The sequence below is a fragment of the Paraburkholderia atlantica genome, assembly GCF_000092885.1.
Taxonomy (GTDB): domain Bacteria; phylum Pseudomonadota; class Gammaproteobacteria; order Burkholderiales; family Burkholderiaceae; genus Paraburkholderia; species Paraburkholderia atlantica.
Genome location: NC_014118.1, coordinates 2570654 through 2593966 on the forward strand (window position 1 = coordinate 2570654; position 23313 = coordinate 2593966).

Consider the following 23313-nt stretch of genomic DNA (forward strand, 5'->3'; position numbering starts at 1 on the left):
CGCGCATAATAAGACCTTGGTCCGATTGCCACAGGTCAGGGCCAACTCCACGATTCAATCGATGCACGGCGCGTGCCTCGGCACCGATCGTGACGCGCACCTTTCAGGAGTCTTCCGATGGACGCTGAAACGCTGTTGTCACAAAGCCAGGACATTGCTTCGAAAATCAACCACGTGCTGCAAAAACGCACGCAAATCGCCCAGCAGCATCTGAACCAACGGGTCACCGAAACGCTGGGCCTCGATCACGATGGCGCTCCGAGCGCAAGCGCGATGCCCGCGCCATTCGATCCGCTCAGCGCGTGGCAATACACGGTGGATGCCGCGCAGCGTTCGCTGCTGTTCTGGGACACGCTGTACCGGCGCGGCAACGAATTCGTCGAACGTAGCGCCAGCGGTCCCACGCCGGTGTTGCATTTCGAGTACGACATGCTGCTCGATGGCCGCACGTTCGAGCGGCCGGTCAACTATGCGCTGCTGCAACTTCGTCCGCTCGAAGGCGTGGGCGTCGATGTGCGCAAACGCCCGTACCTGATCATCGACCCGCGCGCGGGGCACGGCCCGGGCATCGGCGGCTTCAAGGACGATTCGCAGGCGGGCATCGCGCTGCGCGCGGGCTATCCCGTCTACTTCGTGGTGTTCTTTCGCGATCCCGAGCCCGGTCAAACGCTGCTCGACGTGTGCAACGCCGAGCAACGATTCGTGCGCAAGGTGCGCGCGCTGCATCCCGACAGTCCGAAGCCCGCGATCATCGGCAATTGCCAGGGCGGATGGGCGGCGATGATGCTCGCCAGCTCCGACCCCGAGGAGACCGGCCCGATCGTCATCAACGGTGCGCCGATGTCGTACTGGAGCGCGGCCTGGAGCGAAGGCGAGGGCGACAACCCGATGCGCTACTCGGGCGGCATGCTGGGCGGCGCGTGGCTCGCGTCGTATGCGGCGGATCTCGGCAACGGCAAGTTCGACGGCGCGTATCTGGTGCAGAACTTCGAAAACCTGAACCCCGCCAACACGTTCTGGGACAAGTACTACCACCTGTACTCGAACGTCGATACCGAACCGCCGCGCTTTCTGGAATTCGAGCGCTGGTGGGGCAGCTACTACCGGATGAATCGCGAGGAGATCGAATGGATCACGCGCAACCTGTTCGTCGGCAACAAGCTGTGGTCGGGCGGCGTGACGAACAGCAGCGGCCAGGCTTTCGATCTGCGTGAAATCCGCTCGCCGATCATCCTGTTCGCGTCGATGGGCGACAACATCACGCCGCCGCAACAGGCGTTCAACTGGGTGGCGGACCTGTACGGCAGCACCGAGGAGATCAAGGCGCGCGGCCAGGTGATCGTCGGACTGACGCACCAGAACATCGGGCATCTGGGCATTTTCGTGTCCGGCAAAGTCGCGAAGAAGGAGCACAAGCAGATCGTCTCCGTGCTCGAGACCATCGAAACGTTTCCGCCCGGGCTCTACGGCATGACTATCAACGAGACCAGCAACGCGGCCGGAGAGATCGAATACGAGGTGGAATTTCATGAGCGGCGGCTCGAGGAGATCTCCGCGCGCTACAACCGCTTCGGCCGCATCGACGAAAAGCCGTTCGAAGCGGTCGCCGCGGTGTCCGATGTGAATCAGCGCATGTATGAACTGTTCGCGCAGCCGTTCGTGCAGGCGATGTCGAACGAAACGAGCGCCCGCATGCTGCGCCAGTTCCATCCGCTGCGCTGGCAGCGCTGGGCCGTTTCCGCGCTGAACCCCTGGCTTGGCTGGCTGCCGGCGGCGGCGCAGTCGGTGCGTGAGAATCGTCAGCGGGCCGGCGCGGATAACCCATGGAGCAAGCTCGAACGCAACGGCTCGCAAATGATCAGCGCATCGCTCGACTATTACCGCGCAATGCGCGACGCGGCGACCGAGGCCAGCTTCTTCAGCGTGTACGCGAATCTGTATGCGACGTATCTGAGCAAGCCGGCCGCCGACGGCGCGCCCGTGCAGGCCGGTGCGATCGATCCGCGCGCACTGCCGTTCGTTCGCACCGCGTTGGAGGCGATCGGCGACGGCGGCTACACGGAGGCGCTCGCGCGCGCGGCCTTCCTGTTGTCGCAAAGAGGCAAGTCGTTGCCGCTCGCGCGCTACGAACTGCGCAAGGAGATCGCCGAAAGTTACGCGGAGTACCTGCCGGACATCAGCAGCGATCACTGGCGGCGCATCCGGGGCGAGCAGGAAATCATCGTCAGCCTCGAACCGGACAAGGCGATCGCGACGCTGCCGAAGCTGCTTTCCCATAGCGAAGACCGCGAGCGCTTTCTGCAACTGTTAGACAAGCTGGCGAGCGACGAGCGCGTGTTGAACGCCTCGCCCGACGCCGCGCAAAAGGAGGCGTTCGAACGCATCCGCGCGGTGCTGGGTTCTCGGGTGAGCCGCAAGCGCAACGCGCGTTTGCCTGACCCCGCTCGCATGTGAGCGACCGGCGCGATGCGCGGCCGGTCGCGAGCGTGATGCAACGGTAGGCGCGGCGCCCGTAAGCCGGGCGCATCGCGCGTCACGAATCCAACGCGCTGTACACACGAGGAACAAGCCGATGGAAAAGCACGCGAAGTATCAGCGTCTGATCGAGTTCTGCCAGACGCTGCCGGCGATGCCGACAGCGGTCGCGCATCCGTGCGACCAGAGTTCGCTGCAGGGCGCGGTCGAAGCGGCGGGCATGGGCCTGATCGCGCCGGTTCTCGTCGGGCCGCGCACCCGTATCGAAGCGATTGCCGCCGAGCACGGCATCGACATCTCGGACTTCACGATCGTCGATGCGCCGCATAGCCATGCCGCTGCCGCCGCTGCCGTGCAACTGGTGCGCGAAGGCAAGGCCGAGGCCATGATGAAGGGCAGCCTGCACACGGACGAGCTGATGGCCGAGGTGATTCGCCGTGACACCGGCCTGCGCACCGAGCGGCGCATCAGCCATTGCTTCGTGATGGACGTGCCCGCGTACGAGAACGCGCTGATCATCACCGACGCCGCGATCAACATTGCGCCGACGCTCGAAGAGAAGGTCGACATCCTGCAGAACGCGATCGATCTCGGGCACGCGCTGAAATTCGACGAAGTCCGCGTGGCGGTGCTGTCCGCGACCGAGAGCGTCAATCCGAAGATTCCATCGACGGTGGAAGCAGCGGCGCTGTGCAAGATGGTGGACCGCGGGCAGATCACCGGTGGACTCGTCGACGGTCCGCTTGCACTGGACAACGCGATCAGCATCGAAGCCATGCGCATCAAGAAGATCGAATCGCGGGTGGCGGGGCGCGCCAATGTGCTGGTGGTGCCGGACCTCGAAGCGGGCAACATGCTGGCGAAAAGCCTGTCGTTTTTGGCCGGCGCGGACGCGGCGGGCATCGTGCTCGGCGCGCGCGTGCCGATCATTCTGACGAGCCGCGCGGATTCGCTGTCGACGCGTCTCGCGTCGTGCGCGGTCGCCGCACTGGTGGCGAAGGCACGGCGCGAGGCCGCCAAGGTGGTCGGGTGACGCCATGTCGGATGTGATCCTCGTATTGAACGCAGGTTCGTCGAGCCTCAAGTTCCGAGCCTTCGACGCGCAACACGCGCAACTCGAGCTCGTTCTGCGCGGCCAGATCGAAGCGCTTTACACGAACCCGCGCTTTCGCGCGATCGATAGCGACGGCAATGTCAGCTCGCACGAATGGGGCGACGGCCATCGCCTTGGCCATCAGGGCGCGATCGAATATCTGGGCGCTTTCTTGCGCGACCACGGCAGCGGCAATCAGCTGAAGGCGGTCGGGCATCGCGTCGTGCATGGCGGACAGCGCTTTGCCGGCCCCATCCTCGTCACCCCCGAGGTGATCGACCAGCTGGACAGCCTGAGCCCGCTCGCGCCGCTGCATCAGCCGCACAACCTGGCGCCGATCCGCATCCTTGCGCAGCTGCGTCCCGATCTTCCACAGGTCGCGTGTTTCGACACCACGTTTCATCGCACGCAGACCGAGACCGCGCAGGCCTATGCGCTGCCCCCGTCGATTACCGACCACGGCGTGCGGCGCTACGGTTTTCACGGGCTTTCGTACGAATACATCGCGAGCGTGCTGCCCGAGATCGCGCCGGCTGCGGCGGCGGGGCGCACCGTCGTCGCGCATCTGGGCAACGGCGCGAGCATGTGCGCGATGGTCGCGGGCAGGAGCGTGGCCAGCACGATGGGCTTCACGGCGGTGGAAGGACTGCCGATGGGCACGCGTTGCGGCAGCCTCGACCCCGGCGTGATTCTCTATCTGCTCGACGAGCTGAAGATGGATTCGCAGGCGATCGCGGACCTCATTTACAAGGGCTCGGGGCTGCTCGGCCTGTCGGGCATCGGCGGCGACATGCGCGTGCTGCTCGACAGCGACGACCCGCGCGCGCGCTTCGCCATCGACGTCTACACCTACCGCATCGGGCGCGAACTCGGCAGTCTCGCCGCGGCGATGCAAGGGATCGACGCACTGGTGCTGACGGCCGGCATCGGCGAGCACGCGGTCGAGATCCGCGAGCGCATCGTGCGCGACGCCGCGTGGCTTGGCGCCGAACTCGACGACGCGGCCAATCGGGCGAACGGGTCGCTGATCACGACCGCTTCGAGCAAGCTGGCGGTCTGGGTCGTGCCCACCAACGAGGAACTGATGATTGCCCGTCATACGCGCGCTATCGCCCCATAGAGGAGTTTCACCATGTCTGTCGAGCAACCGCGTTTGATTCTGGAAGGAGCGAAGGCGCTCGTGACCGGCGTCGCCAACGAGCATTCGATTGCGTACGGATGCGCGAAGGCGTTTCGCGACCTCGGCGCGAGCGTCGCGCTCACCTATGCGAACGACAAGGCGGCGCCTTATGTGGAACCGATCGCCAAAGCACTCGATGCCGAGATCTTCATGCCGCTCGACGTAACGGGCGAGGACGAAATGGAGGCCGTGTTCGACCGGATCGAGAAAACATGGGGGGAGCTCGACATTCTCGTTCACGCCGTTGCATGGGCGCCTAAAGCGGATCTGCAGGGCGGCTTGCTGCAATCGTCGCGTGAGGGCTTCCTGAGCGCGATCGATATCTCCTGCCATTCGTTCGTGCGCATGGCGCGCCTCGCCGCGCCGCTGATGAAAGACGGCGGCACCATGCTGACGATGAGCTACTACGGCGCGAACAAGGTCGTGCCGAACTACAACCTGATGGGGCCGGTCAAGGCGGCGCTCGAAGCCTGCGCGCGCTATCTGGCGTTCGAGCTGGGACCGAAGGGCATCCGCGTGCATGCGATTTCTCCCGGACCGCTGCAGACTCGCGCTGCTTCGGGCCTGAAGGATTTCGAACTGCTGCTCAACGAAGCGGTGCAGCGCGCGCCGCTCGGCGAACTGGTCGACATCATGGACGTCGGCTATACCTGTGCGTTTCTGGCCACGCCGTATGCGCGGCGGGTGTCCGGTTCCACCTTGTATATCGACGGCGGATTGAACATCGTTGCTTAGGGTCTGGAGGAGTAAGCATCATGGCTGAACTGTTTCTTGGAAACGTCGAGGAAAGCGTCTCCGACGAAGAAATCGGCGAGTTCCTGATTCGCTACGGGTTCCCGCGCTTCAGCTCGATCCAGCGGGTGCACGGCACGGGTTCGCGTCCGGGTGCGGTGGTCGTCTTCGACGACGTGTCCACGGAAGGGCTGCGCATACTGCAAAACCGCGTGCATAACCTGTTCTGGAAGAACCATACGATCGTCGCGCAGCTGCTGCCCGAGCGCGACGAGTCGTAACGGGCGGCGGGAGCCGGATATGGGTCTGTTGTCGTGGCTGACGAAGCGCACCGCTGCCGAAGAGAGCGACGATCAGCAGGCGAAGGAAATCGTCGAGCGGATCGTCGGGCTCTGTCCGTCGTTGCGGCTCGCGCGCAACTATGCGTCGCGCTTGCGGCCCGCGGCGCAACACACGCTCGCGTACCTGGACCGGCTCGCCGCTGAAGTGCCGCCCGCGCGCGAAGCGAGCGCGGCGGCGTGGGCGACGGACCCGTACATCCACGCCTTTTTCGCCACGCCCGACGACGTCTGCCCGGTCTTCAACCGCTCACACCAGCTGAACGCGTTCTTCAACGATCATCCCGTTGCCGATCAGGTATTCGCGGTGCTCGGCATGGCCTTCGACGAGCGGCACATTTTCGGCGTCGGCCAACAGGGCGAGACGACCCAGACCGACCTCGCGCAGACGACCCTCAACTTCAGCGATCACCAGGTGCGCGTATGCGGCGAATCCGAAGCCGCGTTGCGGCGGGAAATCGTGTTACGGATCGTCGATCAGCTGGTGCTCGAAGGCCTTGGCAAGATCGAGGTCGAGACCGCGCGACAGGACGAATTGCAACGCGAAAGGGCGCTGCTGAAAACGCGTCTGACGATTCTCGAACGGCAAGGGGCGGGCGTGCGCTCGCTGCTGGGTAGCGACGCATCGTCGAATTACGCGGAAGTGGCGAAGCTGCAGGCGCAGATCGAAGAGAACGATCAGGCTCTGGCGCAGCTGGGCCTGAAGACCGAGGCGCTGGAGCGGCATCTCGACGTGATGTGCGGTGTACTGCAGGCTCCCGATGCGCATTTCTATGTGCGCAGGAGCAAATACCGGCTCGACCGGATGAACGTCGTCGTGGAGGACGGCGATACACGGCCCGCGCACGAAATCGAGTTTCGCCTTGCGCATCTGCCGGCGAGTCCAAACGCGATGCGGGTTTTTTCGACGGTGCGTTTCCGGCGCGCTGACTTTTCGCCGGCCCTCAGCGACCTCGCGCAAGCGCACCGTCTGATCTGACGCGAGCCATGCCCGCTATTTGCCGGCGACCGGCTCCACGGCGATGGCCACGGCCTCGGTATAGACCGCTTGTATCTGGTCGCCTTTCTTGATCCGCTTCAGTTGTTCAGGGTCCTGCACGACCAGATCCACCATGTTCCCTTGCGGGCCTTTCAGCGTGACCACGCCGCTCTGGTGATCGACCGCGATGACGTTAGCCATGATCGTGACCTGGCGCGAGGCCGAGCCGCCGGGTTTCGCGCCCTCCGGTGCGCGTTCGAGCGTCTGCGTTTCGTTGGCGGTCAGCGGCGCTTTGCCTTTTTTCAGCATCATGGTCAGAGCTTGCGAATACTCGACCTTGACCACGTCGCCGACCTTGATCTGATCGAAGTTGCGCGCTTCCTCGCCGACCACGACCTGCACGACCTTGCCCTTCGCGTCCTTGAGCACGACGGTGCGTGTTCCGGGCTCGATGCCGACGACCGTCGACGTCGTTTTGACGGTGCTCGTTGCGGTGACTTTGCCGGGCTCGCTCTGGACCGTGACCGGTGTCTCCGTCTGAGCGAACCCCGTATTCGCGACGCACACGAGCGCCGCCGCGATGATCAGTTTGCGGTTAATCATTCTGTTCCCCTTGCGCGATCAATTGACGGTGTAACCCCGGCCTGACATGCATGCGGCGAAAGCACGATTGAACGTGTCCATCGAGCCCTGCGTTTGCGCCTGCGAATTTGCCGCGGCCGCGCGCCGGTTTTGCCGTGCGCGCGATCCGCCGACCATCGTGCCGGTCGCCGCGCCGATCGCCGCGCCCTTGCCGGCGTCCCCCGCAATCGCGCCGATGATCGCGCCGCCGGCCGCGCCGCGCGCGGCGCCCTGCACGCGCTCGCCGCCTCCCACCGCGGGGCCGGAAGGCGGGGGCGGCGCATTGGCGACCTGGGTCGGGTCGATACCGGTATTGTTCTTCGCCCACGCATAGCAGGCGCCTTCGTCCTGCTGCTGTTGCTGTGGGCTTTGCCCTCTGGCGGGATACGCTATCGGCCTCGATTGCGCGATGCCTTCCAGCGATAGCGACGCCGTCAACGCTGCAATAACGGCATATTTCGTCGATTTCTTCACGACAGCTCCTTGCGTGGGCACTGACGGGTGCGCGTCGCCGGCTGCCTGGTTGTTCAGGCGTGAAGGCGCAACCGGCACCCGTGAATGGGAATTCTGGTGGGACCGGTTGCCGCGCGGTGGATGCGCAGCAATGGCAGGTTCGCTTTCATCATGGTGTCGCGCGGCTGTCGCGCGCAATCGGACCAAGGTCGTATTTGCAATATCGTCCGTGATTTCCAAACTGTATTCATGCAACAGATGCAGGTCGTTTCCATTGCTTCGGAGAACTGTCTGTCAAGGATTATGGCCGTGGATTGCCGCGTAGCGATGCAGTCCGAGGCCGCTAACGAAGCGCAAGGGGAAGCATCGATGGACCGCGATTCGCGTGCTCGTGCACGCACCGTCCCGTTTGCAACGGCGCTCGACGACGAGCCGAGGCGCGCGCGACGCGTCAGCCATGTGCTGGGCGCCGCGCTTCTGGCGTGCTGCGGCGCGTTCTCTACTGCGGTATCACTGGCGCAGGCGCCGGCCGCGAACGCTCCGGCGAACGCCGCTCCGAACGCGCCGATTCCCGCGGCAACGCTCGACAAGCTGGTCGGGCCGATCGCGCTGTATCCGGACGACCTGATCGCGATCATCCTCCCTGCGTCCACCTATCCCGTGGAAATCGTGCAGGCCGATCGCTTTCTCGACCAGTACAAAAACAACAAGTCGCTGAAGCTCAACGACGCGTGGCACGATCCGGTGAAGGCGCTGCTGAATTACCCCGACATCGTCAAGAACATGAGCACCGATCTCGACTGGACGATCGATCTCGGCGAAGCCGTTGTCGCCGACCAGGGTTCGGTGCTCGAAGCGATTCAGCGCTTCCGGCGGCAAACGCAATCGGCGGGGCATCTGAAATCCGACGACAAGCAGGTCGTGGTCGTCGAGAAGGAAGTGATCAAGATCCAGCCGGCCGATCCGCAGGTGATCTACGTGCCGCAGTACAACCCGCAGACCGTCGTGGTGGCCAGTGCGCCCGTGACCTACGCGTATGCGCCGACCCCATATCCGGCCTACTACTATCCGTACGCGCCCGGCGCCGCGCTCGCGACGGGGCTGATCTGGGGCGCGGCGATTACCGCCGCCTGGAACGGCGGGCACTATGAAACGCATTACGGGGGCGGCGGCAACAACAACATCAACATCAATCGCGAAAGAAACGTCGAGCGCGGCGATAGAACTGTCAACCGGGGCGACAGGAACGTCGAGCGCGGCAATATCAACTCCGGCAACGTCAACACCGCCGACATCAACCGCGGCGGTGGTCGCGGGCAGGGAGGCGGTACCTCCGCGTGGACCCCGGACAAGAAGCCCGGCCAGGTCAGCGGTATCTCGGATCGCTCGGCGCGCACACAGCGGGTCGGCGATCCGCCGTCGCGCGGCGGCGGCGCGGGTGCGGGCGCGGGCGGTGGGTTGGCAGGCGGCAACCGCGGCGGAGCGGGCGGCGTTGCCGGCGCAAACTTTGCGGGTGGCGGCGCTGGTGGCGGCGCTGGCGGCGGTGCCGGCGCGAACTTCGCAGGTGGCGGCGCCGGTGCCCAAGGGCGGCCGCAGCCGTCCCAGCGTCCGACCGCGTCGACCGGCGCGCGCGGCGGCGATGCGTTCAGCGGCTACGGCTCCGCGCGCGACGCGCAAGCCAACAGCGCGCGCGGCGCGGCGAGCCGCCAATCGGCGGCGCGTGGCGGCGGAGGCGGATACGCCGGTGGCGGTGGATTCGGCGGCGGCGGTGGCGGCGGCGGATTTTCCGGTGGCGGGCGTGGCGGTGGCGGATTCACGCCGCGGGCCGGTGGTGGCGGCCGCGGCGGCGGACGGCGATAAGGAGCAGCCATGAGTGGGCAGAGCATCACCGGAAAGCGCGCACGCGACGTTTCGCGGCGACGCGTGGCCTCATCGCGGCGGCTGTGCGCGATTGTGCTCGCGCTGTCGGTGCCGTTGGCGGCGTTTGCCGCAGGGCAGCGCACTTTCGCCACCCCGGAAGACGCGGTCGCCGCGCTGTCCAGCGCACTGAAGACCGACGACGAAGCGTCGCTCGTCGCCATCTTCGGCGAGACGCACAAGAGCCTCGTGGTCTCGCCGGATCAGGCGGAGAACGAGGCGAACTGGGCCAAGGCGAGCAGGGAGCTCGACGCGTATCACGTGCTCGACGACAGGGGGCCGAACCGGCGGATTCTGCTGGTCGGCGACGAGGCGTGGCCGATGCCGATACCGATCGTCAAGGACGGCGACGGCTGGCGCTTCGCGACCGAAGAGGGCGAAGAAGAACTGATCAATCGACGCATCGGCTCCAACGAACTCGCAGCGATCAGGGTGCTCGAGGCTTATCTCGACGCGCAGCGCCAATACGCGTCGCGCGACCGGAACCACGACGGCCTGCACGAATACGCGCAGAAGCTGGCCAGCACGCCGGGCAAGCAGGACGGTCTCTACTGGCATACCGACGAAAACAGCGACGAAGAGGAAAGTCCGTTCGGCCCGCTCGTCGCCGCCAGTTCCGAATATCTGAAAGGCCACGCGGTGGGCGATCCTTACCGGGGCTACCACTTCCACATCCTGACGCGGCAGGGCAAGAACGCGCCGGGCGGCGCGTTCAGCTACGTGATCAACGGCCACATGATCGCCGGGTTCGCGATGGTCGCTTATCCGGCGCAGTACGGCAAGAGCGGCGTGATGACCTTCATGGTCAGCAACAACGGCGTGATCTACCAGAAAGACCGTGGCGCGCATGCGCCGCCTGTGACCGAATTCAATCCGGATCACACGTGGCAGCGCGTCAAGGATTCGCTCTGAACCGCTCGGGGTCGGCTGTGGCCATGCCCGCGCAGCGCGCCCGTGCTTCCGTCAGCTCCGCTTCCGTACTCGAGGCGCTACGTTGAATCACCCACCCAGCGTCACCGGCCTCGCGTCAGCCACGCCACCCGCGCGCGGGTGGCGCTGCGCGTTTCCTCCCGCGCAATGGCTGCGAAGCTATCAGCCTCGCTGGCTCGCGAAAGACGCGGTCGCCGGGGTGACGCTCGCGGCCTATGGCATTCCGGTCTCGCTCGCGTATGCGTCGCTCGCCGGCTTGCCGCCGCAATACGGCATCTACGGCTATCTGGTCGGGGGCCTCTGTTACGCGCTGTTCGGGTCGTCGCGCCAGCTCGCGGTCGGTCCGACCTCGGCGATCTCGATGCTGGTCGGCGTGACGGTTGCGTCGATGGCCGACGGCGACCCGGCGCGCTGGGCTTCGATCGCAGCGCTCACGTCGGTGCTGATCGCGTGCATGTGTGTGATCGGCTGGCTGCTGCGCCTGAGTTCGCTCGTCAGCTTCATCAGCGAGACGATCCTGCTCGGCTTCAAGGCAGGCGCCGCGCTGACGATCGCGATGACCCAGTTGCCGAAACTGTTCGGCGTGAAAGGCGGCGGCGAATTTTTCTTCGAACGGATCGCCGTGCTGTGGGGGCAGCTTCCGCTGACCAACGTCAGCGTGTTCGCGTTCGGCCTCGTTTGCATTGCGTTGCTGCTGCTCGGCGAAAAGTTTCTGCCTGGGCGTCCGGTGGCGCTCGCCGTGGTCGCTGCGTCGATCGTCGCGTTGTCCGCCACGTCGCTGGCGAGCCGCGGCTTCACGCTGGTGGGCGCGCTGCCTCAGGGCTTGCCTGAATTCCGTCTGCCGGGGCTGCGGATTAGCGATGTCGACGGCATCATCCCGCTCTCGTTCGCGTGCCTGTTGCTCGCCTATGTCGAGAGCGTTTCGGCCGCGCGCGCGCTCGCGCAGGCACATGGTGACGAGATCGACGCCCGCCAGGAATTGCTCGGGCTCGGCGCGGCGAATCTGGCGGCGGGGTTGTTCCAGGCCTTTCCGGTCGCAGGCGGGTTGTCGCAATCGTCGGTGAACGACAAGGCCGGCGCGAAAAGCCCGCTGGCGCTGGTCTTCGCGTCGCTGGCGATCGGCTTCTGTCTGATGTTCCTCACCGGACTGCTCGCGAATCTGCCCAACGTCGTGCTGGCGGCGATCGTGCTCGTGGCCGTGAAGGGCCTCGTCGATGTCCGCGAATTGCGTCATGTGTGGCGAGTGAGCCGCTTCGAATTCGCGATTTCGATGGTGGCGTTCGCGGCGGTGCTGCTGTTGGGCATCCTGAAGGGTGTGATCGTCGCCGTGCTCGTGTCGATGCTGCTGATCATCCGCCGCGCCGCGCATCCGCATGTCGCGATGCTCGGCCGTATTCCCGGCACGCGCTATTTCTCCGATCTCGAACGCCATGCCGAGAACGAGACGATTGCGCATGTGCTGGCGGTGCGGGTCGAGGCGTCGCTGCTGTACTTCAACGTCGAGCACGTGCGCGAGACGATCTGGCGCATGATTCGCGCCGCGCCCGAGCCGGTGCGGCTCGTGATCTGCGATCTGTCGGCGTCGCCGGTCGTCGATCTGGCGGGCGCGCGCATGCTCAAAGCGATGCACGTCGCGCTGCAGGCGGCGGACACCGAGATGAAGGTGGTCGGCGCTCACGCGGACGTGCGCGACCTGCTGCGCGCCGAGGGGCTCGAGGTTCGTGTCGGCCACATCAGCCGGCGCGGCTCGGTGGCCGACTTCGTCGACGCATTCCAGCAAAACGGCGATCTCGCGGACGAAGCGGGTCGCGGATGATATCGAGGAGAAGACCAAATGTCACGTCAATTGCTTTCCGGCGCGTGCGCGCTCACACACGACGCCGTCCACAGCCTCACGATCACGCAGTGGCTTACGGCAGCGGCGCTGCTCGCCAGCCCCGTCTTGTGCCATGCAGCGAACCTGAACTTTCTGAAGGACACGCCCGTCACCTACATGCACGAAGCCGACCGTAAAGCGCTCAACGATGCGGCGCAAAAGGCGCTCGATACGAAGAAGGATGGCGAATCGTACGAGTGGAGCAATGCGGGCACCGGCAATTCCGTTTCGATCAAGGGCACGGTGACGCCGCAGGACACGACGAAGGACGGCGATCGAACCTGCCGGACCGCGACGCTGACCGCGGTTGCGAAAGGACAGACCCAAACCTGGACGCCGATCGTCTGCAAAACCGGCGATGGACCGTGGAAGGTTCTGAAGAGATAAGCCCGTGCGCGTCGCTTGATACGAACCATTTGCGCTGTTGATGCATAATTTGCGCAGCGTTTCGCGGCTCATGCACAAGGCAGACACATGGAACACTCCTACGCTAACGACGATACCGGCAATCTGATCCTGCTCGAACACGTCAACCTGAAGATCCCCAACCAGATTCTCGCGACCGCCTTCTATGTCACCGGCCTCGGGCTCACGCGAGATCCGTTCGTGATGACCGGGGTCGAGAATATGTGGATCAACATCGGCCGCTCGCAGATTCACTTGCCGCACGGGGCGGCGCAACGTTTGCGCGGCAGTGTCGGTCTCGTGGTGGGCGAGCTCGACGCGCTGGTGAAGCGTTTGCGCTCGGTCGAGCCGTTGCTCGCCGGCACCGGGTTCGGCTGGACGGAGCGCGCAGGCAGCGTCGAAGTGACGTGTCCGTGGGGCAACCGCTACGAGTGCCTCGATCCCGGCAATCGATCCGCGTCGGCTCCGTGGTCGCAAATCGATCTGGGCATCGCGTTCGTGAAGATTGATGTGCCGGTCGGCAGCGCGTTGCCTATCGCGCGCTTTTATCGCGATATGTTCGATGCGCCCGTCGACATCGAAGAGAAGCATGGCTTGCACCGCGCCATCATCGACATCGGCACGCATCAGCAACTGCTGTATGCGGAAACGACCGAGCCCGTTCCTGAATACGACGGGCACCACATCGCCATTTACACCGCGGCTTTTTCGGAGCCGTTCAGGCGGTTGGCCGAAAAAGGCCTCGTATATGGAGAGGAGCCGCATCAATACCGGTTTGCCGACCTCGTCGATCTGGCGTCCGGAGAGCGTTGCTTCAGGCTCGAGCACGAAGTGCGCAGCCTGCATCATCCGCTCTATGCGCGACCTCTGGTGAACCGCAATCCGGAACAGACCAACCGGAACTATCTGCAGGGTGCCGATTGGCGCGGTGGGCGGTTCTGATCAATTCGATGAGCGGTCTATTCAGTGGAAAAACTCATGAGCGTATTCGACGCGTAGCCCGCCCGCCGCAACGTAGGTGAAAACGATGACCAGGCGGCAGTAAATGGCGACAACGGTGCGCGTCGATCGCTCGCTACTCCTTAACGCTTTACTCTAGAAAATCCACAACACATCGCCTACCCTTAATCGAGCCGGTTTGCCGCGGACCCGTGCATCACTTCTCCTCCTCTGCGAAGCCGACCCGTCGTGACAGAGCTAAACAACGATTCGAAGTCGTACGCTTTTGTTGTCTGCGAGGGTTGCGCCATCGTGTTCTTTCACGCTGTCGTCCGCGTGGGTCCATGTCGCGCTCCTGCGCTGCAATTCATAGGAATATAAAAAGCTAGGAGACGCTCATGCCATTCAACCGTATTCAGGGAATTGTCGGCCTGCCACTGCTCGCCCTCGCGTTCGGCTTGCCCGCGGCTCATGCCGCCGACGAAGTACAGAACAGCACGACCACCACCGCCGCGCCGGTGCCCTCGACGCTTCAGCCCGTGACCCAGGATCAGCTCGATCGAGCCGGCAGCATGACGGCGGTATGGCTGCATCCGAACGGCTCGTATGCGCAGACGCGCTATTACCCGGGCTCGCAGATCAACAGGACGAACGTCGCGAAGCTCAAACCGGTGTTCATCTTCCAGACGGCTGTCAACGAGTCGATGGAAACGGCGCCGATCGTGAAGGACGGCGTGATGTTCCTGACCACGTCGTTCAATCACGTGTACGCGGTCGATGCGACGACGGGCAAGGAGTACTGGCATTACAAGCACAAGATGGGTCCGGTCACGACGTTCTGTTGCGGGCCCAACAACCGTGGCGTCGCGATTTCGGGTGACCGGCTCTATATGGGCACGCTCGACTCCAAGCTCGTCGCGCTCGACGCCAAAACCGGCAACGTGCTGTGGCAAACCCAGATCGCCGATCCCGACCAGGGCTACTCGGAAACGATGGCGCCGGCGGTCGTCGACGGCAAGGTGCTGATCGGCACGAACGGCGGCGAGTACGGCATTCGCGGCTTCGTGAAGGCGTACGATGCGAATTCCGGCCAGTTGCTGTGGACTTTCTACACGATTCCGGAAACCGGCCAGGAAGGCGTGTGGGCGACCAAAGACGCGACCGGCCGCGACGAGAAGCGCGACATCGACGCAGAGAAAAAGCAGCTGGCCGACAAGGGCGGCGACTTCTACAAGACGCTCGGCGGCGGTGTGTGGATGACGCCGGCGATCGACCGGAAGACGAACACGGTGTACTTCATGGTCGGCAATCCGTCGCCCGACCTGTATGGCGCGATCCGGCCGGGAGACAACCTCTATACTGATTCGCTCGTCGCAATCGATCTGGACACCGGCAAGTACAAATGGCACTACCAGTACGTGCCGCACGACGTCTGGGACCTCGACGCGGTGAGCCCGCCGGTGCTGATCGACGTGCGCGACAACGACGGCAAGATGATCCCCGGCATCGTGCATGCGGGCAAGACCGGTCACGTGTACGTGCATGATCGCGCGACCGGCCGTCTGATCCGCTTCTCGCAGGCGATGATTCCGCAGGAAAACATGTGGACCCTGCCGACCGCGGCCGGTGCGCGCATGTTGCCGGGCGCGAACGGCGGCGTCGAGTGGTCGCCGATCGCGTTCGATCCGCAGACCCGCCTCGTCTACGCGGCCAACCTGCATCAGCCGATGACGTACCAGGTCGAGGACGCCGCTTATCCGGGCGGTAGCAAGCTGTGGCTCGGCGGCGCGTTCAAGGTGATTCCGTCCGAGGCGCAATGGGGCAAGCTGTCGGCCGTCAACGTCGACACCGGCAAGGTCGCGTGGGACTACAAGACCGACCAGCCGCTGATCGGCGGCGTACTCGCGACGGCGGGCGGCCTCGTGTTCAACGGCGAGGGCAACGGCCTGTTCCGCGCGTTCGATGCCGCCAACGGCAAGAAGCTGTGGGAGTTCCAGTGCGGCGCGGGCGTCAACGCGCCGGCCGTGTCGTACACGGTCAACGGCAAGCAGTACGTGGCGGTCGCGGCGGGCGGCAATACGCAGCTCGACTTCAAGCGCGGCAATAGCGTCATCGTGTTCGCGGTGCCATGAGGGGGCCGGCGCCGCGGGGAGCGCCGGGTGGGGCGCGCGCTGCATGGGTGGCGCTGCTGTGCGGCGGATCGATCGCCGCATGGTTGCCGTCGGGCGCGCGCGCCGACGCCGAGGCGGGCAAGGCGAAAGCGCAGGTGTGCGTGGCCTGCCATGGGCCGATGGGCAATTCGACGAGTCCCGACTATCCGATTCTGGCCGGGCAAACCGCGCGCTATATATATCTGGAACTGAAGGACTTCAAGCAGGGGCGGCGCAGCGATCCGCGCATGTCGCCGATGGCGGCGAACCTGTCGGCCGAGGACATGCAGCACCTCGCCGATTACTTCGCCGCGCAGAAGCCCATATCGGTGCCGTTCAAGGCGGATGGCGCGAGCATCGAAGCAGGCAGCAAGAAGGCCGCCGAGGTCTTGTGCACGATGTGCCACCTGGGCGGCTTTTCCGGGCAGAACGAAATTCCGCGCGTGGCGGGCCAGCACTATCAGTACATCGTCAAGCAGTTGCAGGACTTTCGCTCGCACACGCGCACCAACGATGCGGGCAATATGACCAGCGTGACGCGTAATCTGACCGACGACGACATCCATCATCTGGCCGCTTATATCAACAATCTGCAATAGCGCGGGGAAGACACTATGAGAGCAATGTTCACTCGGCCACTTGCAGCCGCCGTTCTACTCGCCAGCGCATTCGGCGCTTGCATGCCGGTGCTCGCGCAGGACCAGGGGGAAATCAACCGCCAATTGCTCGCTGCCGCGAAGGACGACGATCAGCAGTCGGTCGTCGCGGCGTTGCAGCGCGGCGCGTCGGTCGATGCGATGAACCGGATCGGCGACACTGCGCTCGTCACCGCGTGCAAGAAGGGCGATACGGCGATGGCGCGCACGCTGATCGAACGCGGCGCGAACGTGCAGCATGCGAACGCGCCGGGCGATACGCCGCTGATGGCCGCGGCCTACGGCGGCTTCGACGAGATCGTCGCGTTGCTGCTCGCGCATGGCGCCGATCCGCTCGCGACCGATCGCGTCGGCAAGACGGCGATGGAATACGCGGCAGGCGAGGGGCAAACGAAGGTCGTCGGTCAATTGCTCGATGCCGGCGTCGACGTGAACCGGACCTACAAGAATGATCTGACCGCGCTGATGTGGGCGGCGGGATACGATCGCGCGGAGACCGCCCAGCTGTTGCTCGCGCGCGGCGCGAACCGGTCGTTGAAGGACAACCGGGGAATGACGGCGAAAGATATCGCGGTGCAGACGAAGTCGGCGCGGGTCGCTGGATTGTTGTCTGCGAGTTAGCGGCCCGAATCACCCGCGCAATGCCGGCAGAGCTTGCGCCAGAATCGCCGGCAATGCCTCGAACGAATCGATCAGCGCGTCGCAGCGCGGCAGGTCGGCGCTGCTCGCGCTGCCATAGCCATAGCTGACGATGAAGACCGGCAGACCAGCCGCGCGCGCCGCCGCGACATCGACCGATGAATCGCCGACCAGCACGCAACGTTCGGGCTCGGCATCCAGTAGCCGGCACGCGTGCCAAAGCGGCTCGGGCGACGGCTTCATGCTCGCCACCGTGTCGCCCGCGACCAGCGCGTCCAGATAAGCGGCGAGCCCCGTTTTATCGAGCAACGCCGCCGCCAGCGCCTGCGGCTTGTTGGTCACGCACGCGCAGCGGTACCCATTCTGCCGCAACGCGCGCAGCCCGGTCATCACGCCGGGATAGACCCGACCCAGCTCCGCGTTGGTCACCGCATAGTGCCGCTCGAACACGGACTGCGCGTGCTCCAGCTCGACGTGCCCGCCGAGGCCCGCCGCGTCCAGCGAGCGTCGCACGAGCCTGCGCACGCCGTTGCCGATGAAGCCGGTCACCATGTCGAACGGCAGCGGCGCGGCGCCGAGGTCCTTCAGCATCAGGCCGGCGGCCGCGACGATGTCCGGCGCGGTATCGACCATCGTGCCGTCCAGATCGATCAGGACAGCGTGGTCGCCGCGGTTCATCGCCATGACGCGCTCGCGTTCGCGTTCGCCTGGTCCGCGTTCAGTGCGCCGCGCGCAGCCGAATCGGGACGACGCGTGGCGTCTTCATGCCAGCGGCGCAGCGTCGCCAGATCCACCCAGCGATGCCATTCGCCGCGCACCATCGGAACGATCGGCGCATGCGGATCGCCGAGATGAGGCAGCACGGCCAGCGCGCCATCGAAGTCCTCGTGCGCGGTAAAAGTGCTCGGCGTGACGACGACCGGCACGCGCGCGGCGCGCGCCGCCAGCAGGCCGTTGCGCGAGTCCTCGAAGGCGAGGCAGGCGGCCGGCTGCAAGCCGAGCTGGTCGAGCACGTGGCGATAGACGTCGGGGGCGGGTTTTTTCGCCGGCGTGGTGCCGGCGTCGCCGATCGCCGCGAAGCGATGGCGCCAGGTGGCGCCGAAATGCGCGTGCAATAGCGCGTCGAGGTTGGCGGGCGTCGTGGTCGTCGCGATCGCCACGCGCAGGCCGGCCTCGTTCGCCTCGTCGATCAGACGCGCGATGCCGGGTCGCAGCGGCACGCCGCGCTCGCGCAAGCGCTCGGTGTAGTGGCGCGTCTTCAGTGCGTGCAGCGCGTCGACGGCCTCTCGCGCTCGCGGGCCCGCGGCTTCCTCGCACTCGACCGTGCGCCAGTAATGCAGCAGACGTTCCTTGCCGCCCGCCACTTTCAGCAAGCCCGAATAGAGCGCTTCGTCCCAGAACCAGTCGAGGCCCGCTTCCGCAAACGCGGCGTTGAACGCTTGCAGATGAGCGGTCTCGGTGTCGGCGAGCGTGCCGTCGACGTCGAAGATAAGGGCTTGCATCGTGCGGTCCTCGCGAGGGTGGGGTGCCGTTCGGACACGCACCACGATAGCCGAGCCGTCCGCCGATTCAAATTCAGAGATTCTTTCGCCGCCGATAAGCGTTGCATTATGTGCCGGCAAGCACGCCGCAATTCGCGCGCCGCGTCACAGGTCATTTACCCAGCTGCGGATCGGTTACGAAGCCCATCTTCGTCAGCCCGCCGCTTTGCGCCGCCGACATCACGACAGCGACCCGCTCGTACGGCACCTTGCGATCGGCGCGCAAATGCAGCTCCGGCTGCGGCGTCGCGAGGGCGGCGTGCGCGATGCGCGCGCGCAAGCCGTCGTCGGTCACGGGCTGACCGTCCCACAGCACCGTGCCGTCCGCTTGCACCGCGACGTCCACATGCGTGGGTTTGACCGCTTCCGGCTGACTGCTCGCATGCGGCAGATCGATCCTGACCGCGTGTTGCAGCGCCGGAATGGTGACGAGAAAAATGATCAGCAGGACCAGCATCACGTCGACGAGCGGCGTCATGTTGATCTCGTTCATCAGACCTTGATCGTCGTCGTCGGAGAAAGGGCTCATTGCCATTCGAGGTCTCCGTCGCGGGTTGCGTTCGTCGCGTTGGTGCCGCGCGGCACCACGCGCATCTGCGGTCCGGCGCTCGACGGCAATTGCGCACCGGTCACGAAGTACGCATGCAAGCCGTGCGCGAAGCGCTTCAGGCGCGCGACGATCGAGCGGTTCGCGCGCGTCAGTCCGTTGTAGCCGAGCACGGCCGGTATCGCGACGAAGAGCCCGAACGCCGTCATGATCAGCGACTCGCCGACCGGGCCGGCGACATGGTCGATCGACGTCTGACCGGTCTCGCCGATCACGATCAGCGCATGGTAGATGCCCCATACGGTGCCGAACAGCCCGACGAAAGGCGCGGTGCTGCCGATCGAAGCAAGGATCGCGAGGCCGCTTTGCAGACGTGCGATCGTCTCGTCCATCGTGTCCTGCAGACGCCGGGTGATCCAGTCGGACACGTCGATGCGGTCGTGCAACTGCTGCTGCGTCTGCCGATGATGCGTAGCGGCTTCATGACCCGCCAGCGCGAGCGCGAGCAGCGGGTTGTCGTGCGCGCTCGAATCCGGGTAGCCGAGGGCGTGCAGCCCGTCGTCGAAGCGGTCCGCGCTCCAGAAGCGCGCATCGCTCTGGCTGGTCACGCGCCTGAGGCGGATCACCTGCCACAGCTTCACGATGAGCACCGTCCACGACAGCACCGACATGATCACGAGCACGCCCAGAATGCCGCGCGTGACGAAATCACCCGAATCCCATACGTTTGCGAGTCCGTAATGTTGCATGGCGAGTTCCTTCGTTTGGCGTCGGTGGTCTGTTTCGCGGTTCGGTTACATCGGCTCGGTCACTCGGTCAGTCCGAATACGAACGACTGCGAGTACGCGGCGCGCACCGGCGTGCCGTTTTCGGTGTAGGGCTGGCAGGCGCCCGCATGCACGGCGGCGAGCGCCGCGTCGTCGAGCCGCGTGGAGCCGCTGCTGGTTTGCAGCTGCGCCGTTTCGATATGCCCGGTCAGACCGACGACGAAGCGCACGATCGCCGTGCCATGCTCGCCGCGCCGCTTTGCGACGTCGGGATAGTCGGGCTTCGGAATCGAGCAGTCGATATGCGACACACTGCGCGGCTCGGTCGACGCGGGCGCCGCGGGATGGGCGGCGGGAGCGGATGCCGTCGACGGCGCGGCGGCCATTGGCGTGGTGGGCACGGCGGCCTGCGGTGCCGCCGATGGCGCGGTGGTTGGCGTGACGGGCTGCGCGGTGCTTGCGCGTGTCGAAGACGGCGTGGGCATCGGCGTTTCCATCCGGCGCGGTACCTGCACGTGCGGCTGAGGCGCCGGTTTGATGCGCGCGGCGGAATGCGGGACCGGCGGCGTGGGCGCAGGCGGAACGACAGCGGCGGGCGGGGGCGGTGCGGAAGGAGAAACAACCGGAGCGGGAGGCTCGGGGCTCAGCAGCAACGCGGTGATCGTGCGCGGCTCGACTGGACGCTCGACGATCCGGTTGCGCGCGCTCAACGCGATGGCGAGCAGCAGCAGATGCGCGACGATCACGGCGCCCAACACGATAGCCGCCCGACGGTAGCTGGTCGCGGCATTCGTAGAACTTCCTGGGTGCACCACGGCAACTTGCAGCATCATCGCCACCTCCGCGCTCATTGTCCTCCGCGAACCCCGCTTTTCAAACCCGCGACGGCCAGCGCGAAGCAATTCGGGAAAATCTCCCGCCGATCCGCGTTGTCAAACAATCGCCCGGTGGGCTACCTTGAAACGATGACGCGAATCATCGCGGCGCGGCGATATCAACCCGGAGTACAACGATGCTGGAGACACGGATTTCCCCCCGACCGCCACGCCGTTCCCTCGCGCTGGCTTGCGCGCTCGTGCTGGCCGCGAGTGCCGCGCATGCCTCGGCCGCGCCGCTCGCCTATGTGACGAGCGAGAAGGCTGGCGTCGGCGTGATCGATCTCGACCAGATGACGCTTGCGCAGACCTTTCCGGTCGGCGCGGACGGCCCGCGCGGCCTGAGCCTGAACGCCGACGGCACGCGTCTGTTGGTTGCCAACAAGAACACCAACGATCTCGCGGTGCTCGACACCGCCACCGGCAAGGTCGTCAAGCGCGTGAAGATCGGCAAGAACCCTGAATATGTGCGGGTGCACAACGGCTATGCGTACGTGACCTACGAGCCCGGCGAGGACGGCGGGCCGCCGGGAGCCAAACCGGAGGCGAAAGGGGACAACAAACCCGAAGCGAACGCGGGCAACAAGCCCGGCGCGGACGACGACGACGCGAACAAACCGCCCGCCGAAATCGCGATCATCGATATGAAGAACTGGCACGTGATGCGTTCGGTCACGAGCGGACATGAGACCGAAGGCATCGAATTCTCGCGCGACGGACAGATGATGCTCGTCACCAACGAAGGCGACGACACGGTGTCGATCTATCACGCACGAACCGGCGCGCCGATCAAAACCGTGAAGCTCGCGGCGGGCGGCCGGCCGCGCGGCATCCGGTTGTCGCCCGATGGCAAGCACTATGTGGTCACGCTGGAGTCGCTCAGCAAGCTCGTCGTGATCGACGCGCACACATTCGAGGTGGTCAAGACGGTCGATACGAGGCTTGGTCCCTATGGCGTCGCGTTCGGACCGAACGGTCAGCGGGTTTTCGTGGCTGCTGCGCGCGACAAGGTCGTGCAGGTGTTCGACGGCCACACCTTCGAACATGTCGCCGATGTGCCGGTCGGCCAGCGCTGCTGGCATTTCAGCTTCACGCCGGACGGCTCGAAGCTGATGGTCGCGTGCGGGCGCTCCGACGCAGTGTACGTGCTCGACGCGAAGAGCTATCAGCCGCTCAAGCAGATCGGTGAGCTTCCGCTCGCGTGGGGCATCGTCACGTATCCGCATAGCGATGGGTCGATCGAATCGCATTGAGTGAGGCTGGCGAAGAGGCTGTTGCAGATTTTTTGAGGTCGGTTGGCTTTGCTTTGCTGAGTTGGTATTGACTTCCTGTCTTGTACCGCTGTACGAGAACGGGCACAACAAAGCCGCCTGAGATGGGCGGCTTTTTCACGTGTGCCGGGCATGCTCAACAGTTCCGGGGTGCAAGTCCCTATCCAGTCTGATCGTGGCGAAGGGCTTTTAGTGGAGCGCGAAGGCGTCGCCGCGAGGCGGGGTCTGGGCGCTGCACTGCAACCCTGCGCTGAGCATCGGCCTGTCCGATCGTTACTTCCACTCGCTTGGTCAATCCCGATTTCGCGTCAGCAGAAATATGCAATAGAAATGAGATACCTGTAATCACCAGAATCGTAAATAGTTGTCAAAACGGGCTTATCCCGAATTAATGCGGTTGACCGTGGTCCGTTTCGATGGTTAATTCGCGAGGTGTCGCCTGAAAACTCTTGAGGAGTGTAATGGAGCAACTTAAACAGCAAAGCAGTGGAACGGATTGGACAGTTGAGGAAGAATGCGACCTTTGCCGTATCACCTATTCGATCTACTCAAACTTCCCGCCGATGCCGCACGCACAGGCCCTGAACGCCGAAACCGGCGAGTTCTTTCCGTTTGACAGGGTTCGGAAGATGAAATCCGGTTATGCCATGGCCGAAGCGCTGGGTTACGCATGGGCGTGCAACTGTCGCCGACGCAAGGCAGCGCCAGCGCTAACGTCTAGCGATTGGACTCACGACGAGCAATACACACTCAAAGACGGTGACGGCCGGATTATGCGCGACACGTATTATACGGTTCGTCTGCCGTCTGGTTCGCTCGTCCACGGCGTAACGGATGGTTTGGGGCGCACTAAACGCTATAAAACAAACGGCGCTCAATCGATATATGTTTATCTTGGTCACAGAGAGGAGGCGTAATGCCGGACGCAC

Annotated in this window: 23 protein-coding genes; 16 read left to right on the forward strand and 7 right to left on the reverse strand. The window is 64.8% G+C overall.

Annotated features, from left to right (window positions below; genetic code table 11):
* Positions 1-117: 117 nt before the first annotated feature.
* Genes BC1002_RS27460 through BC1002_RS27485 form a run of 6 tightly spaced genes read left to right on the forward strand, consistent with a single transcriptional unit; the run spans position 118 to position 6797 of the window.
* On the forward strand, positions 118-2454 hold the full coding sequence (locus BC1002_RS27460; RefSeq protein WP_013093257.1) for a DUF3141 domain-containing protein: 2337 nt from the start codon (positions 118-120) through the stop codon (positions 2452-2454).
* Positions 2435-3508, forward strand: a complete 1074-nt coding sequence (locus BC1002_RS27465) for a phosphate acetyltransferase (protein WP_083788734.1) — start codon at positions 2435-2437, stop codon at positions 3506-3508. Before BC1002_RS27460 ends, BC1002_RS27465 begins: the two co-directional genes overlap by 20 nt.
* Positions 3509-3512: 4 nt before the next feature.
* Positions 3513-4688: an acetate/propionate family kinase gene (locus BC1002_RS27470; protein ID WP_013093259.1), complete on the forward strand. Its 1176-nt coding sequence runs from the start codon at positions 3513-3515 to the stop codon at positions 4686-4688.
* Between the two features lie 12 nt (positions 4689-4700).
* Entirely contained in the window at positions 4701-5483 is a 783-nt protein-coding gene (gene fabI / locus BC1002_RS27475; protein WP_013093260.1) for an enoyl-ACP reductase FabI, read from the forward strand.
* 20 nt (positions 5484-5503) lie between these two features.
* Positions 5504-5761, forward strand: coding sequence for an RNA-binding protein (locus BC1002_RS27480; RefSeq protein ID WP_013093261.1), 258 nt, complete (start codon positions 5504-5506; stop codon positions 5759-5761).
* Between the two features lie 19 nt (positions 5762-5780).
* Positions 5781-6797, forward strand: coding sequence for a hypothetical protein (locus tag BC1002_RS27485; protein ID WP_013093262.1), 1017 nt, complete (start codon positions 5781-5783; stop codon positions 6795-6797).
* A 15-nt stretch (positions 6798-6812) separates the two neighbouring features.
* Here the strand turns inward: BC1002_RS27485 and BC1002_RS27490 are convergent, their stop codons facing one another.
* Together BC1002_RS27490 and BC1002_RS27495 are read right to left on the reverse strand one after the other, a co-directional pair.
* Positions 6813-7400, reverse strand: a complete 588-nt coding sequence (locus tag BC1002_RS27490) for a hypothetical protein (RefSeq protein ID WP_013093263.1) — start codon at positions 7398-7400, stop codon at positions 6813-6815.
* An 18-nt stretch (positions 7401-7418) separates the two neighbouring features.
* Positions 7419-7892 (reverse strand): glycine zipper family protein, encoded by a 474-nt coding sequence (locus tag BC1002_RS27495; protein WP_013093264.1) that lies wholly within the window; start codon positions 7890-7892, stop codon positions 7419-7421.
* 282 nt (positions 7893-8174) lie between these two features.
* Between BC1002_RS27495 and BC1002_RS27500 the strand changes: the two genes are divergently transcribed.
* The 8 genes from BC1002_RS27500 to BC1002_RS27535 all read left to right on the forward strand — a co-directional run bounded on the left by BC1002_RS27500 (position 8175) and on the right by BC1002_RS27535 (position 17365).
* Entirely contained in the window at positions 8175-9731 is a 1557-nt protein-coding gene (locus BC1002_RS27500) for a DUF3300 domain-containing protein (RefSeq protein ID WP_041735256.1), read from the forward strand.
* A 9-nt stretch (positions 9732-9740) separates the two neighbouring features.
* A complete protein-coding gene (locus BC1002_RS27505; protein ID WP_013093266.1) occupies positions 9741-10700 on the forward strand; it encodes a DUF2950 domain-containing protein in 960 nt (319 codons plus the stop codon).
* A gap of 82 nt (positions 10701-10782) precedes the next feature.
* Entirely contained in the window at positions 10783-12534 is a 1752-nt protein-coding gene (locus tag BC1002_RS27510) for a SulP family inorganic anion transporter (protein WP_013093267.1), read from the forward strand.
* 18 nt (positions 12535-12552) lie between these two features.
* Positions 12553-12981 carry an RT0821/Lpp0805 family surface protein gene (locus BC1002_RS27515; protein WP_013093268.1) on the forward strand — a complete coding sequence of 143 codons (429 nt, stop codon included), beginning with the start codon at positions 12553-12555 and terminating at the stop codon, positions 12979-12981.
* Positions 12982-13068: 87 nt separating this feature from the next.
* Complete coding sequence (locus BC1002_RS27520; RefSeq protein ID WP_013093269.1) at positions 13069-13941, forward strand: VOC family protein; 873 nt, start codon at positions 13069-13071, stop codon at positions 13939-13941.
* A gap of 395 nt (positions 13942-14336) precedes the next feature.
* Complete coding sequence (locus BC1002_RS27525; RefSeq protein ID WP_013093270.1) at positions 14337-16070, forward strand: pyrroloquinoline quinone-dependent dehydrogenase; 1734 nt, start codon at positions 14337-14339, stop codon at positions 16068-16070.
* Entirely contained in the window at positions 16067-16687 is a 621-nt protein-coding gene (locus tag BC1002_RS27530; protein ID WP_013093271.1) for a c-type cytochrome, read from the forward strand. The genes BC1002_RS27525 and BC1002_RS27530 overlap by 4 nt, the downstream gene beginning before the upstream one ends.
* 15 nt (positions 16688-16702) lie before the next feature.
* The gene (locus BC1002_RS27535) at positions 16703-17365 is read left to right on the forward strand and encodes an ankyrin repeat domain-containing protein (protein WP_013093272.1); all 663 of its coding nucleotides are present in this window, start codon (positions 16703-16705) and stop codon (positions 17363-17365) included.
* Between the two features lie 9 nt (positions 17366-17374).
* Here the strand turns inward: BC1002_RS27535 and gph are convergent, their stop codons facing one another.
* The 5 genes from gph to BC1002_RS27560 all read right to left on the reverse strand — a co-directional run bounded on the left by gph (position 17375) and on the right by BC1002_RS27560 (position 21071).
* A complete protein-coding gene (gph, locus tag BC1002_RS27540) occupies positions 17375-18067 on the reverse strand; it encodes a phosphoglycolate phosphatase (RefSeq protein WP_013093273.1) in 693 nt (230 codons plus the stop codon).
* A complete protein-coding gene (locus BC1002_RS27545; protein ID WP_013093274.1) occupies positions 18058-18885 on the reverse strand; it encodes an HAD family hydrolase in 828 nt (275 codons plus the stop codon). The genes gph and BC1002_RS27545 overlap by 10 nt, the downstream gene beginning before the upstream one ends.
* A gap of 151 nt (positions 18886-19036) precedes the next feature.
* Positions 19037-19459 (reverse strand): ExbD/TolR family protein, encoded by a 423-nt coding sequence (locus tag BC1002_RS27550; RefSeq protein WP_013093275.1) that lies wholly within the window; start codon positions 19457-19459, stop codon positions 19037-19039.
* Positions 19450-20220 (reverse strand): MotA/TolQ/ExbB proton channel family protein, encoded by a 771-nt coding sequence (locus BC1002_RS27555; RefSeq protein ID WP_013093276.1) that lies wholly within the window; start codon positions 20218-20220, stop codon positions 19450-19452. Before BC1002_RS27555 ends, BC1002_RS27550 begins: the two co-directional genes overlap by 10 nt.
* Before the next feature lie 59 nt (positions 20221-20279).
* Positions 20280-21071 (reverse strand): energy transducer TonB, encoded by a 792-nt coding sequence (locus tag BC1002_RS27560; protein ID WP_013093277.1) that lies wholly within the window; start codon positions 21069-21071, stop codon positions 20280-20282.
* Between the two features lie 179 nt (positions 21072-21250).
* Between BC1002_RS27560 and BC1002_RS27565 the strand changes: the two genes are divergently transcribed.
* Both BC1002_RS27565 and BC1002_RS27570 read left to right on the forward strand, forming a co-directional pair.
* Complete coding sequence (locus BC1002_RS27565; protein ID WP_013093278.1) at positions 21251-22366, forward strand: YVTN family beta-propeller repeat protein; 1116 nt, start codon at positions 21251-21253, stop codon at positions 22364-22366.
* Between the two features lie 479 nt (positions 22367-22845).
* Positions 22846-23301 carry a hypothetical protein gene (locus BC1002_RS27570; protein WP_013093279.1) on the forward strand — a complete coding sequence of 152 codons (456 nt, stop codon included), beginning with the start codon at positions 22846-22848 and terminating at the stop codon, positions 23299-23301.
* Positions 23302-23313 lie beyond the last annotated feature (12 nt).